11 protein-coding genes are annotated in these 14,512 nt (G+C 47.5%); 9 read left to right on the forward strand and 2 right to left on the reverse strand.

Translation table 11 applies throughout. From position 1 onward, the window contains the following. Positions 1–48 precede the first annotated feature (48 nt). The gene (locus Q0612_RS11125; RefSeq protein ID WP_298884694.1) at positions 49–1,284 is read left to right on the forward strand and encodes a Glu/Leu/Phe/Val dehydrogenase; all 1,236 of its coding nucleotides are present in this window, start codon (positions 49–51) and stop codon (positions 1,282–1,284) included. 166 nt (positions 1,285–1,450) lie between these two features. Here the strand turns inward: Q0612_RS11125 and Q0612_RS11130 are convergent, their stop codons facing one another. Then, a complete protein-coding gene (locus Q0612_RS11130) occupies positions 1,451–2,206 on the reverse strand; it encodes a YgcG family protein (protein ID WP_298884697.1) in 756 nt (251 codons plus the stop codon). Between the two features lie 44 nt (positions 2,207–2,250). Then, entirely contained in the window at positions 2,251–2,802 is a 552-nt protein-coding gene (locus tag Q0612_RS11135; RefSeq protein ID WP_298884700.1) for a LemA family protein, read from the reverse strand. Positions 2,803–3,317: 515 nt separating this feature from the next. Between Q0612_RS11135 and Q0612_RS11140 the strand changes: the two genes are divergently transcribed. The 8 genes from Q0612_RS11140 to Q0612_RS11175 all read left to right on the forward strand — a co-directional run bounded on the left by Q0612_RS11140 (position 3,318) and on the right by Q0612_RS11175 (position 14,424). After that, positions 3,318–3,632: a helix-turn-helix domain-containing protein gene (locus Q0612_RS11140; protein WP_293821660.1), complete on the forward strand. Its 315-nt coding sequence runs from the start codon at positions 3,318–3,320 to the stop codon at positions 3,630–3,632. A 143-nt stretch (positions 3,633–3,775) separates the two neighbouring features. Then, positions 3,776–4,189 (forward strand): CtsR family transcriptional regulator, encoded by a 414-nt coding sequence (locus Q0612_RS11145; protein ID WP_298884704.1) that lies wholly within the window; start codon positions 3,776–3,778, stop codon positions 4,187–4,189. A gap of 4 nt (positions 4,190–4,193) precedes the next feature. Then, the gene (locus tag Q0612_RS11150) at positions 4,194–6,923 is read left to right on the forward strand and encodes an ATP-dependent Clp protease ATP-binding subunit (RefSeq protein WP_298884707.1); all 2,730 of its coding nucleotides are present in this window, start codon (positions 4,194–4,196) and stop codon (positions 6,921–6,923) included. After that, entirely contained in the window at positions 6,910–8,277 is a 1,368-nt protein-coding gene (radA, locus tag Q0612_RS11155; RefSeq protein WP_298884710.1) for a DNA repair protein RadA, read from the forward strand. Before Q0612_RS11150 ends, radA begins: the two co-directional genes overlap by 14 nt. Before the next feature lie 514 nt (positions 8,278–8,791). Beyond that, on the forward strand, positions 8,792–9,475 hold the full coding sequence (locus Q0612_RS11160; RefSeq protein ID WP_298884713.1) for a Crp/Fnr family transcriptional regulator: 684 nt from the start codon (positions 8,792–8,794) through the stop codon (positions 9,473–9,475). Between the two features lie 320 nt (positions 9,476–9,795). Beyond that, positions 9,796–11,064 (forward strand): SLC13 family permease, encoded by a 1,269-nt coding sequence (locus Q0612_RS11165; RefSeq protein ID WP_298884716.1) that lies wholly within the window; start codon positions 9,796–9,798, stop codon positions 11,062–11,064. A 383-nt stretch (positions 11,065–11,447) separates the two neighbouring features. Beyond that, positions 11,448–12,722 carry an SLC13 family permease gene (locus Q0612_RS11170; protein ID WP_210683997.1) on the forward strand — a complete coding sequence of 425 codons (1,275 nt, stop codon included), beginning with the start codon at positions 11,448–11,450 and terminating at the stop codon, positions 12,720–12,722. A 427-nt stretch (positions 12,723–13,149) separates the two neighbouring features. Continuing rightward, on the forward strand, positions 13,150–14,424 hold the full coding sequence (locus Q0612_RS11175) for an SLC13 family permease (RefSeq protein WP_298884720.1): 1,275 nt from the start codon (positions 13,150–13,152) through the stop codon (positions 14,422–14,424). The last annotated feature ends 88 nt before the right edge of the window (positions 14,425–14,512 follow it).

The following is a 14,512-nucleotide window of genomic DNA, read 5'->3' on the forward strand; positions in this document are numbered from 1 at the left end:
AGTACGGATATGGGGTTATATCCTTTTGGAAAGCAAGGAGGCTTGATTATGAATATTTTTGAAATGGCCCAAATTCCACTGAATAAAGCGATTGAGACAATGGAGCTTGATGCAGGCGCAGCAGCTATTATTGCGGTTCCCGAACGTACTTTGGAGGTTTCTATTCCCGTAAAAATGGATGACGGTACTACAAAGGTATTTACCGGCTATCGCAGCCAGCACAGCACAATCCTTGGCCCCGCAAAGGGCGGTGTACGCTATCATCAGAATGTAAGCATGGATGAGGTAAAGACGCTTGCCTTTTGGATGACCTGTAAATGTGCCGTAGCTGGTTTGCCCTATGGTGGCGGTAAGGGCGGTATTATCGTAGATCCGGCAAAGCTTTCAAAAGCTGAGCTTGAGCGTCTGACACGCGGTTATATAGATAAAATTGCACCGATTATCGGTGAAAAACGTGATATCCCGGCACCTGATATGAATACTAATGCTCAGATTATGGGATGGATGATGGATGAATACAGCAAGCTGAACGGTCAATATGAGCCTGGCTTTATTACAGGCAAGGCAATCAGCGTAGGCGGCTCCTTAGGACGCACTGCTGCTACCGGACGCGGCGTTGTTGTTGCGGCACTGGAAGCACTGAAGCTGCAGGGAATTCAGCCGCATGAGGCAACTGCTGCTGTGCAGGGCTTCGGCAATGTAGGCAGCTGGACTGCCAAGCTGTTCTGTGATGCCGGCGTTAAGGTTATTGCCTTGAGTGATGTTTACGGCGCTATCTTCAAAGAAGATGGTTTTGATTGCTATGATGTAGATGCATATGTCAAGAAAACAGGCAGCGTAATAGGCTATCCGGGCAGTAAAGCAATTAGCAATGCTGAGCTGTTGGCGATGGAGGTTACAGTGCTGGCGCCTTGCGCTATTGAGCTGCAGCTGACTATGGAGAATGCGGCGGCTGTACAGGCAAGCATTATCTGCGAGGGTGCAAACGGACCGACTACGCCGGAGGCTGACGATATTCTGGAGGCTAAGGGCGTGATGGTTATTCCTGATATTTTGGCCAACGGCGGCGGTGTAACCGTAAGCTATTTTGAATGGGTACAGAATCTGTACCGTTACTTCTGGCCGGAAGAAGAGGTTATTGAAAAGCAGAACGCATTGATGCGCAAGGCCTTTAAGGCTGTTTATGAAAAAGCTAAGCAGTATAATGTAACGCTGCGTGTTGCCGCTTACATTGTTGCTCTTGCCAGCTTGGAAGAAGCAATGAAAATCAGAGGCATGGTATAACTGCTGAATTTCGTTTAATAAGATAAAATGATATAAACTCCTGCCCGGGTATTGTGCCTTGGCAGGAGTTTTAGCATTGTGGCTGTATTGTCGGCTAACTGTAAAGTTAGCATAAAAAAACTGCACCACCGAAAAGTGATGCAGTTGATTTGGTTTTATATTGCTTTTACCAGCTGCGGGACGAACCGCCGCCACCGCCGCTGCCGCCGCCGAAGCCTCGTCCGCCTCCGCCACCACGTCCACCGCCGCGGAAAATCAGCAGCAGCAGGATGCGCGTAAAAAAGCCGCCAAGTAAAAGATTATCAACAATAAGAAAACCGATTACTCCCAAAGCAAACAGCAAATCATCCAGGCCGGAGCCTGTATTTTTTTGCGGTTGGGAAGCGGGAGCCTGATATTTCACCCCGCTCAGCTCCGTATTATAGCCTTGGGCAATTTTGGCTGCGGCAGCCTTATAGCCCTGCAAAATACCCTTGCTGTAATTACCGTCCTTGAAGTAAGGAATCATATACTGGTCCTGGATGCGTCCTGTAAGACCGTCAGGCAACGAGCCTTCCAGACCGTAGCCTACTTCAATGCGCGAGCGTCTGTCTTTGACAGCGACGACAATGAGCGCACCGTTATTCTGCTCCTTGCTGCCGATGCCCCATTGGCGCAGAACCTCCAGAGCGTAATCTTCAATAGGCGCTCCGTCGAGCGTGTTAATTGTCAGTACTGCCAGCTGCGCTGTTGTTTTGCTGTCCAGCTCAGCACCAAGGCTGAGCATTTGCTGCTTGTCCTCTTCCGAGATTACACCGGCGTAGTCCTGCACGTAAATGCCGCTGCCCGCCGCCGGACGCGGCGGAATGGCGGGCGCGGCGCTGGCATAGGCAGCGAAGAAGGTTTGCAGCAGAAGCAGCAGGCAGATTATAAAACGTTTCATTATCATCCCTCCGTCAGCAGCTTGCAGCTAGCGGGATTATCTGCTTAAAATTTAACCTGCGGTACCTTTTGGGCAGCTGCATCTGCCTTGAAGTAATCCTTGGCGGTAAAGCCGAAGGCACCGGCGTATAAAGAGGTAGGCAGAGATTTTATTTTTGCGTTGTAGACTTGTACGGCATCGTTGTAATCCTTACGTGCTACGGCGATACGGTTTTCGGTACCTGCCAGCTCATCCTGCAGTTGCTGGAAGTTGGTGTTGGCCTTCAAATCCGGGTAATTTTCGGCAACAACCAGCAGACGGCTCAGAGCACTGTTCATTTCATTGTTGGCTGCAGTTGTTTCTGCTACGGTTTTGGCACCGCCAAGCTTAGCGCGGGCATCGGATACAGCCTTGAAAACCTCCGTTTCGTGCGCTGCATAGCCTTTGACGGTATTTACCAGATTAGGGATTAAATCGTTACGGCGCTGTAGCTGGTTTTCCACCTGTGACCATTTGCCGGTAACATTTTCATTCATGCTTACAAGACCATTATAGCTGCTGAAGAACATAGCTGCCATAATGACAATAGCGGCGATAACGCCTAAAATACCTTTCATTTGTATAACTCCTTTCGTAATAAACGGAATTTAGGCAGCTTGTAAGACCTGCTTTATTTTATTGTAAAAGAAAGTTTTACTGCTGTCAATTTATGAAAAGTCAAAAAGGCAAAGAATTTGCAAAACTATTGTGAACTATACTGTTTTTTACAATTAAAAAATCATAGAGAATTATTTATAAAACAGAGATGGTTTTTGTTTTCAAACAATGAGAATAAGAAGGAGAAAAGTTTGGATGCAACTTAATTGCCTTAAAATATTAATTATTATTATTGCATAATGCCTTAAAGAGGTGTATTATATAATTAGGTAAGCTGGTTTAAGCATTCGTTAAAAGGACAATTAAAGTGCGAATAGAGCGCCGGTTCCGGGAGAGGGGGTAGCTTGGCAGGAATGGGTTCTGAAAGAATGCTGTGTTATATTATATAGGGTGCGGTTATGTAGAAGGTCATTTCACAAGCAGTAGGATGTAGCTGGCATCACTATATCAGCAAATAGTTAGGGGATGAGCTAATATGGCAAAGCAAGTGGATTATAAGGCTGTTGGTCTACGTATCAAAACATTGCGTTTGAAGAATAATATTTATCAGACTGAGCTGGCTAAAAGTATAGGTGTATCGCAAACCCATATGAGTAATATCGAAAGCGGGCGTGCTGGTCTGACCTTGGAAAATCTGGTTAAGATGACGAATATTTTTAATTGTGGCATTGATGAGATAGTATTTGGTGAAGAAAAAGCAAAGAAAGAAACTGCAGCGACTTCTCTGGAGAATTTCACTATGCAGGATATCGTGCAGGCTTTGCAGATGCTGAAGACTATTAAGGGTTAATCAAGTTAATGGTAAAGATTGCCGTGACTGAGTATGGTTGCGGTAGTCTTTTTTTATGCTTTTTTCTGCCATAGATTTTTCACTTGCCTAAAGTCGAAAAGTCAAATATAATATATTCAAATATATAATCAAGGTGAGTTACTATGAAAAATTTAGCAGATGCAATTGAAAGCTTTATTATAGGTGAGCTGCTGCGAGAGCACGAGGATACTGTGCTTGTGCAGCGCAATGAGCTGGCCGAGCGTCTTTCCTGCGCTCCCTCGCAGATAAGCTATGTGCTCAGTACGCGTTTTACGCCGGAGCGTGGCTTTATGGTGGAATCGCGGCGCGGCAGCGGTGGCTTTGTGCGCATTATACGCATGCAGCCTGCTGTAGAGACACCCAAGCCGCCTACGGCGATGCAGCTGGTGCAGCACTTGCAGCAGCAAAAGATGATTACGGCAAGAGAGGGCGCATTGCTGCAGTATATGCTGCAGATTATTGACGCCGATGAAGATAAGAAGAAGGAAATCTTGCAGCAGGCTGTAAGCTTGCTGCATAGTACCGGACGGAGGTGAAGCGATGCTTTGTGAAATTTGTCATAAAAAGAAGGCCATCATGCACATGGTGTGCCTGGTAGGCGATAAACAGATTGATAAATGGCTTTGCGGTGAATGCGCTAAGGATTATATGCCGATGGGCATGGGTGGCATGCCGCTGACACCGGAGGGCGCTAAACGCTTTATAGATGAGCTGCTGAAGAGCGGCGGAAATATCGGACCGCAGCCCAAGAAAAAGGTTACCCGTGAGGGCTTCAGCGAGGCAGCGGCCAAGGTTCTGGAGCTGGCAACAACCAAGGCTTTAGATTGTGGCAGCGAGCATATTGGTACGGAGCATATTTTGTGGGGACTTTTGACAATTCCTGATTGTACCGGCAAAAAGCTGCTGAAAAGATTATGTAATAATCTCGAAGAGATACAGACGGAGCTGGAAGGCTGGCTGGATAAGGGCGGCAAGCAGACTAAGCTGCCGCAGTACAGCCAACGCGCGCAGCGTGTAATGGAGCGTGCTGCAGAGAACGCGCAGGAGCTGGAGCAGGAATACGTAGGCAGCGAGCAGCTGCTTGTAGGCTTGCTGGCAGCTGGCGATGGCATTGCCTATCAGGTGCTGCAGAAGTTTGATATTACGCTGGAGTATGTCAAGGAGCTGGTGCAGACGCTTGATGACCAGCGCAAAGCTGTACCGGGCAGAAATCAGCAGCGTCGTCCGGTAGAAGAAAAGCAGGTTGATGTTTTAGAGGTTCTTGTAGAATATGGACGTAATTTGAATCTGGAAGCAAGCCGTGGCAAGATTGACCCGGTGATTGGCCGAGATAAGGAGGTAGAACGTCTTATCCAGATTTTGTGCCGTCGCACCAAGAATAACCCGGTAATTATCGGCGAGGCTGGTGTAGGTAAAACCGCTATCGCAGAAGGCTTGGCGCAGAAGATTATCAAGGGCGACGTGCCGGATTTTCTGCAGCGGAAAATTGTTTTTTCACTGGAGCTGGGCATGCTGGTGGCTGGCGCCAAATACCGCGGTGAATTTGAAGACCGCATGAAGGAAATTTTACAGATGGTACGCGACGATAAGCGGATAATCCTCTTTATCGACGAGCTGCATACGATTATCGGTGCTGGCAGTGCCGAGGGCAGTATTGATGCGGCCAACATCATTAAGCCGGCGCTGGCGCGCGGTGAGCTGCAGGTTATTGGCGCAACGACGGTTGATGAATACCGTAAACATATTGAAAAGGATGCGGCTCTGGAACGACGCTTCCAGCCGGTGCTTGTTGATGTACCGAGCGCAGAAATCAGCGAAGCGATGCTGCAGGGCTTGCGCAAGCGCTATGAGGAATTCCATAAGCTGCAGATTCAGCCGGAGGCCATTAAGGCCGCAGTGGAGCTTAGCGACCGCTATATTACAGACAGAAACCTGCCGGATAAGGCTATTGATCTGATGGACGAGGCCTGCGCCCGTCTGCGTATTAAGCTATATAAAAAATCTGCGCCAGCACGTGAGCTGCAGGAGCAGCTGGAATATCTGCAGCTGGAAAAGGAAGAGGCTGTTGAGCAGCAGGATTATGAAAAGGCAGCGGAGTTGCGTGACAAGGAGACCGAGCTGCAGACACAGCTGGCTGAAGCCTTGGCGGAGGTTGCTATGACGCAGCCGGTAACTGCGGAGGATGTAGCTGAGGTTGTTGCCTCCTGGACGGGGATTCCGCTGACACGCTTGACAGAAACCGAAAGCAGTCGTCTGCTGCAGCTGGAGCAGCGCCTACATAAGCGTGTTATCGGTCAGGAGGAGGCTGTAAGCGCTGTAAGCAGGGCTGTGCGCCGTGCACGCGCAGGCTTCAAGGATAAAAACAGACCGGTTGGCTCCTTCCTCTTCCTCGGTCCTACCGGTGTAGGCAAAACTGAGCTGGCAAAGGCATTGGCACAGGAGCTGTTTGGCGATGAACGTGCTATGCTGCGCTTCGATATGTCGGAATACATGGAAAAGCACACTACAGCGAGATTGATTGGCGCACCTCCAGGCTATGTAGGCTATGACGAGGGCGGCCAGCTGACAGATGCAGTACGCCGTAAGCCTTATTGCGTAGTGCTGCTGGACGAAATTGAAAAGGCGCATCCTGATGTGTTTAATCTGCTGTTGCAGATTATGGAGGATGGCCGTCTGACCGACGGTCAGGGACGCACGGTAGACTTCCGTAATGCTGTACTGATTATGACGAGCAACGCCGGTGCACAGCGTTTGACCAACACCAGACCGTTGGGTTTTGCCGGTAATGAGGCAGGCGAGCGCAAAAACCGTAAGGAGCAGGTGCTTGCTGAAATCAAGAACGTGTTCCGTCCGGAATTTTTAAATCGTGTTGACGAAATCCTTGTCTTCAATTCCTTGGGCAGACAGGAGCTGGAGCTGATTGCCGACAATATGCTGCGTGAGCTGAACCAGCGTCTGGCAGGCAACGGCCTCAGCATAGAGCTGACTGCTTCGGCACGCGAGCTGCTGCTGCAGGAAGGCAGCGACAGCAAGTATGGTGCGCGTCCGCTGCGCCGTGCTTTGCGTAAGCTGGTGGAGGATCCGCTGAGTGATTTGTTCCTAGCTGGAAAATTCCACAGCGGTGACAAGATTATTGCCGAGGCTGCAGATAAAAAAATGGATTTTCATACGGCGATTGAGGGAGCACAGTTTTTGTTGGAGCTGCCGGTGACAGATGAACAGACTGCTGCCGTAAGCAGCGGAAAGGAGCCGCAGCATGGCCAGAACTAAGAGCAGATTTGTCTGCCAGGAATGCGGTTATGTTGCTTCCTCGTGGCTGGGACGCTGCCCGGAATGCGGCGGCTGGAATACGCTGGTGGAGGAGGCAGAAGTGACTGCCAAGGCAAGTAAAAGCTATTTGCCGGCTAATAACGAAAAGTTGCGGCCGCGTACTATTGCCAGTGTTGCCCAAACCAAGGTAGAACGCCTGGCAACAGGGATTCGCGAATTTGACCGCGTGCTGGGCGGCGGTGTCGTTCCGGGCAGCCTTGTACTGCTTGGAGGCACGCCGGGTATCGGCAAATCTACGATTTTGCTGGACGCAGGCCTGCGCTTCGGGCAACAGGGAATAAAGGTGCTGTATGTCAGCGGCGAGGAATCGGAGGAGCAGACTGCAATGCGTGCCGTCCGCTTGGGCGGAGCGCAGGCCAATGATAACCTGCTGATTCTTACGGCAACGGATTTGGATGCTATTTTAGCACAGGCGAATGCCTTGAAGCCACAGCTTCTGATTATCGACAGTATTCAGACTATGTATAATCCGGAACTGCAGACTGCTGCCGGCAGTGTGGGGCAGGTGCGTGAGTGTACGGCTAAGCTGCTGCAGTTTGCCAAAAGTACTGGCATTGCGGTGTTGCTCATCGGTCACGTTACTAAGGACGGCACTATCGCCGGACCGCGCCTATTGGAGCATATGGTGGACGTGGTGCTACAGTTTGAGGGTGACCGTTCCTATTCCTTTCGCGTTCTGCGTGCATTAAAAAACCGCTTCGGCAGTACGAGCGAAAGCGGCATTTTCTCTATGGAGGCGGGCGGTCTTCAGGAGGTAGCAAATCCTGCCGGTCTGTTTTTGGAGGACAGAGATGGTGAAGCAGCAGGCAGTGTTATCGGTGCCTGCATGGAAGGCAATAGGCCGATTATGGCAGAATTTCAGGCGCTGGTAGCTAAAACTCCCTACGGCATGCCAAGACGTACGGCAGTAGGCTTTGACTATAACAGAGTGAATATGCTGCTGGCAATTCTGGAAAAACGTTTTGGCTTAGACTTTGGCATTTACGATGCTTATGTTAACGTAGTAGGTGGCATGAAGGTTAATGAGCCGGCGGCAGATTTGGCGGTAGCGGCAGCGCTTGTTTCCAGCTATCGAAACAGGCCTCTGCCTAAGGGCATCCTAGTTTTTGGCGAAGTTGGTCTTACAGGCGAGGTGCGCCGCGTCAGCGCGCCCGAGCGCAGGATTATGGATGGCGTTAATCTGGGCTTCAGCAAATTCATTGTACCGGACAGCAAGCTGCAGTTGCCTTCTGTCAAGGCACAGATTGTGCGTGTCAAAACATTGGAGCAGGCGATTGCGGCTATGTTCGGTTAAAGACAACATTTATAGATTAGTAAGATATAAAAAAGCGCAGGCTGGTGAACAGTCTGCGCTTTCTTGTCTATACAGTGGGCAATCCTCATATACCGGCTGATGCTTATAATGCAAAAAAAATCCCGGTACACTTCCCTCAAAATGTACCGGTAAAGCAATTGGTATAAGGAACAACGTCCCAGCAAATGTCTTAAGGTTATTATGGTTATATTATAAATTGTGCGACAATTTGCGTGCGTTGCCATTGCAACGTTTTTACAGCTTACAAGCGCTTTCTTTATTTACAAAACATCTCAGAAAAGAATAATTTTGTAAGTTATGTAAGTGAAGGCGGATAGCGCCTGAAACCACAGTTTTTGGGGCTTTCGGGCACTATAAAAAAACAGAAAAAATGTTGCGTGAGCAACAAAATTACTAAACGTTTACTTTAGTTACATAATATTTACATATGTATCTTAATTTGGGATAATAAGGATACGGAATAACTAATATGAAATAGAAGGCTGGTGATAATATGGCAGTAAAAATGTTTGCACCGAATTATCATGATATACCGTTGTTTAAGGGTTTGGGAAGAGAAGAAATTAACGAGGTTCTGCATAAGTTTCATGGACTGATTAAGCATTTCCCTAAGTCTGACTATATTTATCTGGCAGGTGACTGCATAGAAAATTTATGCGTTGTCATGGAAGGCACTGTTCAGATGATCAAAGAGGATATCTGGGGTGAAAAATCCATTATTGCCAATTTGGGAGCAGGCGATGTTTTTGCCGAAAACTATCTGGGCAAGCTGAGCGACCGCAGTGTTGTAAGCTATTTTGCTGCAAGCGACAGCGAGATTCTGATGCTTCCTTTGGGAAGAATGCTGTTTGACGGCAGCAATCACAATGAAACCAACAGACGCCTGATGTGCAATATCGTTTCGATTCTGGCAGACAATAATACACGCCTGATTGAGAAAACGGAAATTCTTTGCAAAAAGACCTTGCGCGGTAAGATTATGGCTTATCTTGAGCAGGAAGCAAGGTATAATGGCAGTGATAAATTTACTATTCCTTTTAACCGTACCGATTTGGCTAATTATCTTGATGCCGACCGCAGTGCTTTGACCAGGGAACTGGCGCGCATGCGTGCTGACGGACTTATCAGCTTTGAGAAGAATACATTTGAGATTCTGGAGCATTCTCATACGGAATAATAATTATATATTTATTAAGAAAGGCACCGTGAAGGTGTCTTTTTTATTGTCCTGAACAGTTGGTGAAATTAGTACCTGAACAGCTGAAAAACAGTGCTTAAGTAATTAAAATAAGATACGTAAGTTTATAAACAAAAATACAATATAAATTATGAAATTTAGAAACTAAAATATGAAAAAGATTATGTAAAATATAATAAATTTGTTGCCTGGGCTACAGCGGAAAGATGGGAGAAAATGCTATCATAAAATCAACGGAAGAGCATATAAGATTTCATTGCTGTATGACTTTCGGAAAAAGATTAAAGGAGGTATTGCTTATGTCCCCCGCAATCAAATGTTTAATTCTGTTAGCGGTAATTGCTTTGTTCTTTGTAACTGAAATTATACCCTTGGCAATTACTGCAATCGGCGGCGCTGTTGCCTGCGGCTTGTTGGGTCTGATACCGGCCAAGCAGGTTTTCAGCGGTCTCTCTAATTCTACTGTAGTACTGTTTGCCGGCATGTTCGTGGTTGGCGCGGCAATGTTCTACACCGGTTTAGCTCAGGCTATCGGTGAAAAGGTAGTGCATATTTTCGGAACCGGTGAAAACAGCCTTATGCTTGGCTTAATGCTTGTCGGAACTGCTCTTTCTTCTGTTCTCTCCAACACCGGTACCTGCGCTTGCCTGATGCCGGTAGCACTTGGTATCTGTGCTGCTTCCAAAAACCCTGCGTCCCGCCAGCTGTTGCCGATGGCATATGCTTGCGGTTGGGGCGGCATTATTACTCTGGTAGGTACACCGCCTAATATTATCGGCAGTGGCGCTCTGACAGCTGCCGGTTTGCCGGGGTTCAGCTTCTTTGAATTTGCCTGGATTGGTATTCCTCTATCTGTAGCAGGTATTCTCTATATGCTGCTGATTGGCAAGTATCTGCTGCCGAAGGCAGAGCTTGATGCGGATCAGGAAATCGAACAAGACATTGAAGCTACTACCCATGATAAGAAAAAGCAAATGATTTCCGGTATGATTCTGTTGGTCTGCGTAATCGTAATGGCCTTGGATTTTAAGTTTATCAGCTTGGAAATGACTGCTATTATCGGTGCTCTTGTATGCGTACTTACCGGTTGCCTGACTGAAAAACAGGCTTATTCCTCCATCGACTGGGTAACCATCTTCCTGTTTGCGGGTATGATGCCTGTGTCCACTGCAATGGATAAAACCGGCGCAGGCAAGCTGATTGCTAACTGGGCAGTGGGACTGATGGGCGGCGAACCTACACCGCTTATTGTAACGATAGTACTGTTTTCCATCTCCTGCTTCCTGACACAGTTCATGTCCAACACAGCTTCTGCTGCGTTGCTGTGCCCGATTGGTATAGCGATTGCTAAACAGCTGAATGCAGATCCCAAGGCTGTGGTAATGGCGATTGCTGTTGCTGCATCCTGCGCATTCGCAACTCCCGTTGGCACTCCTCCCTGTACTCTGGTGCTCGGTCCCGGCGGCTACAAATTTATGGACTATGTGAAATGCGGAACCGGTCTGGTGCTGGTATGCTTTGTTGTAAGCTTGATTGTTATTCCGATGGTATGGCCGTTCTTCCCTTAATGCTCCCATATTAGACGACACCCTGAATCAAACACTGGCAGAAAGGTCGCTGTTGCTGTAAAAGCGCAGCGGCCTTCTGCTGTTATGCAGGCGGGGAAATATGATAAGAATGAAAGTGTTGACAGCTTATAATACGTTATATTGTTTAGTACCTATACGGATGATATCGATATTATAGGTACTAAAAATAACTTTAAAAAATTAAATAAATATAATGTAAATAAAATCATTTAAAATATTCTGAAAAACAGTTAAAAATGTTGCTTAAGTCACACATAGGTTGATGCTTTTAGGATAATATTAAGACAACGGGAATGTAGAAATAAACTGTGATAAGTTATGTTTATACATTACGTAAAAACTTATAAAAGGAGGAAACTGTTATGTCCCCTGCTATTAAGTGTTTGATTCTGTTGGCTGTGGTTGCATTATTTTTCATTACAGAACTTATTCCATTAGCAATCACTGCTACTGCCGGTGCTATTGCCTGCGGTCTGTTGGGATTATTGCCTGCTAAGCAAGTTTTTAGCGGCTTATCCAATTCTACCGTAGTATTGTTTGCCGGCATGTTTGTCGTAGGTGCAGCGATGTTTTACACCGGTTTGGCACAGTCCATCGGTAACAAAGTTGTGCACCTGTGCGGAACCGGTGAAAACAGCCTGATGTTTGGTCTGATGATTGTCGGCACTGCACTGTCTTCCGTGCTCTCCAACACAGGTACTGCGGCCTGCTTGCTGCCTGTAGCATTAGGCATCTGCTCCGCAGCAAAGATTCCTGCTTCCCGTCAGTTAATGCCTTTGGCATTTGCCTGCGGCTGGGGCGGTATCATCACTATGGTAGGTACCCCGCCTAACATCATTGCAACCGGCGCTCTGACTGCTGCCGGCCTGCCGAGCTTTGGCTTCTTCGAATTTGCCTGGATCGGTATTCCGGTATCCATTGCCGGCATGTTGTACATGATGTTTATCGGTAAACACCTGCTGCCGAAGGTTGAGCTTGATGCTGACCAGGATATTGAGCAGGAAATCGAAGCTACCAGCACTGACAGCAAAAAGCAGATTATCTCCGGTGCTATCCTGATTGCCGTTGTTCTGGTAATGGCTCTCGATATCAAAGGCGTAACTCTGGAAATGGCTGCTATTATTGGCGCGCTGATTTGCGTACTGACCGGCTGCTTAACCGAAAAACAGGCTTATGCTTCTATCGACTGGGTAACCATCTTCCTGTTCGCAGGTATGATGCCTGTATCCACCGCTATGGATAAAACCGGCGCCGGCAAGCTCATTGCTGAATGGACTGTTGGTCTGATGGGCGGCGATCCTTCTCCGATGGTTGTAACTGCTGTACTGTTTGCACTCTCCTGCATCCTGACTCAGTTCATGTCCAACACCGCGTCCGCAGCTCTTCTGTGCCCGATTGGTGTAGCAATTGCAAAACAGCTCAACGCTGACCCGAAGGCTGTTATCATGGCAATCGCTGTTGCAGCATCCTGCGCATTTGCAACTCCTGTAGGCACTCCTCCGAATACTCTGGTGCTTGGCCCTGGCGGCTACAAATTCATGGACTATGTTAAAGCTGGTACCGGTCTGGTTATCGTATGCTTCATCGTATCCCTGATTGTAATTCCTATCGTATGGCCGTTCTTCCCGGGCAAGTGAGTTGAATGTAATATTTTGACAAATTAGTACTTACTTTACTTAAAAAACTAAAGAAAGTGGTAAAAATGCCGTGCGCTATTGCATGGCATTTTTGCTTTAATAAAAATGAGAGAGTTGGGTGAAATACAGTTGATAAAAGGGATTTTGAAATATATGCAGTTAATTCTAAAAGAAAAAAATAACGCCTAGGGATTTATGATAGCGTGGTCATATATGGAATATGAAGAGCTGGTGCTAAAAAATGTGTTGCTTGCGCAACAGAAGCGCAGAAAAAATGCTGTTATTATAAATTCAACAAAGCAAATAACAATACTTAATAAAGTAAAAAAGATTGCTTTGACATGTACTTTCACAAAGCTATAATTAAAGTTATATAATGTCCAGATGACATTGTATATAAAATTTTTTTACAAAGGAGGAACTTAAAATGTCCCCTGCAATTAAGTGTTTAATCCTCTTGGCAGTAGTTGCGTTATTCTTCGTAACCGAACTCATTCCTTTGGCAATTACTGCAACCGCTGGCGCTATTGCGTGCGGCCTGTTAGGCTTGATTCCTGCTAAGCAAGTATTTAGCGGCTTGTCTAACTCCACCGTTGTACTGTTCGCCGGCATGTTCGTTGTTGGTGCAGCAATGTTCTACACCGGTTTAGCTCAGGCTATCGGTAACAAAGTAGTTCATCTGTGCGGCACTGGTGAAAACAGCCTGATGTTTGGTCTGATGGTTGTTGGCACCGTACTTTCTTCCGTGCTTTCCAACACCGGTACTGCAGCTTGCCTGTTGCCTGTAGCATTAGGTATCTGCTCTGCAGCTAAGATTCCTGCTTCCCGTCAGTTAATGCCTTTGGCATTTGCCTGCGGTTGGGGCGGTATCATCACCATGGTTGGTACACCTCCTAACATCATTGCAACTGGTGCAATGACCGCTGCCGGTCTCCCTGCATTCGGCTTCTTCGAATTCGCATGGATCGGTATTCCGGTTTCCGTAGCCGGTATGCTCTACATGATGTTCATCGGTAAACATCTGCTCCCGAAGGTTGAGCTGAGCGCTGATCAGGAAATCGAACAGGAAATCGAAGCTAACAGCACCGATTCCAAGAAAATGATCATCTCCGGTATTATCCTGCTGGCAGTTGTTATTGTAATGGCACTGGGTATCAAAGGCGTAACCCTTGAGATGGCTGCTATCATCGGCGCTCTGGTTTGCGTACTGACTGGTTGCTTGACTGAAAAACAAGCTTATGCTTCCATCGACTGGGTAACCATCTTCCTGTTCGCAGGTATGATGCCTGTATCCACCGCTATGGATAAAACTGGCGCTGGCAAACTCATCGCTGAATGGACCGTTAGCCTGATGGGCGGCTCTCCTTCTCCGTTGGTTGTAACCGCAGTTCTGTTCATCCTGTCCTGCGGCCTGACTCAGTTCATGTCCAACACCGCATCCGCAGCTCTGCTGTGCCCGATCGGTATTGCAATCTCCAAAAACCTGGGCGCTGACCCGAAAGCAGTTCTGATGGCTATCGCTGTTGCAGCATCCTGCGCATTCGCAACTCCGGTAGGTACTCCTCCGAACACCCTGGTACTTGGCCCTGGCGGATACAGATTCATGGACTATGTAAAAGCTGGTACCGGTCTGGTTCTGGTAGCTTTCGTAGTATCCCTGGTTGTTATCCCGATGGTATGGCCGTTCTTCCCCGGCAAATAATACCAGTCTGACGAATAAAGCACCATATGCTTCGTCACAAATGCCTTGACGTACTGGAAGTACGCCGGCGGCATCCGTTCCTCGCCTC

The sequence above is a fragment of the uncultured Phascolarctobacterium sp. genome (assembly GCF_937920985.1).
Lineage (GTDB): Bacteria > Bacillota > Negativicutes > Acidaminococcales > Acidaminococcaceae > Phascolarctobacterium_A.

Bases quoted from the DNA above. Each gene is read 5' to 3' on its own strand.
- Q0612_RS11130 (WP_298884697.1), bottom strand. From the start codon at position 2,206: ATGAAACGTTTTATAATCTGCCTGCTGCTTCTGCTGCAAACCTTCTTC.
- Q0612_RS11145 (WP_298884704.1), top strand. From the start codon at position 3,776: ATGAAAAATTTAGCAGATGCAATTGAAAGCTTTATTATAGGTGAGCTG.
- Q0612_RS11175 (WP_298884720.1), top strand. From the start codon at position 13,150: ATGTCCCCTGCAATTAAGTGTTTAATCCTCTTGGCAGTAGTTGCGTTA.
- Q0612_RS11160 (WP_298884713.1), top strand. From the start codon at position 8,792: ATGGCAGTAAAAATGTTTGCACCGAATTATCATGATATACCGTTGTTT.
- Q0612_RS11170 (WP_210683997.1), top strand. From the start codon at position 11,448: ATGTCCCCTGCTATTAAGTGTTTGATTCTGTTGGCTGTGGTTGCATTA.
- Q0612_RS11150 (WP_298884707.1), top strand. From the start codon at position 4,194: ATGCTTTGTGAAATTTGTCATAAAAAGAAGGCCATCATGCACATGGTG.
- Q0612_RS11165 (WP_298884716.1), top strand. From the start codon at position 9,796: ATGTCCCCCGCAATCAAATGTTTAATTCTGTTAGCGGTAATTGCTTTG.
- Q0612_RS11140 (WP_293821660.1), top strand. From the start codon at position 3,318: ATGGCAAAGCAAGTGGATTATAAGGCTGTTGGTCTACGTATCAAAACA.
- radA (WP_298884710.1), top strand. From the start codon at position 6,910: ATGGCCAGAACTAAGAGCAGATTTGTCTGCCAGGAATGCGGTTATGTT.
- Q0612_RS11135 (WP_298884700.1), bottom strand. From the start codon at position 2,802: ATGAAAGGTATTTTAGGCGTTATCGCCGCTATTGTCATTATGGCAGCT.
- Q0612_RS11125 (WP_298884694.1), top strand. From the start codon at position 49: ATGAATATTTTTGAAATGGCCCAAATTCCACTGAATAAAGCGATTGAG.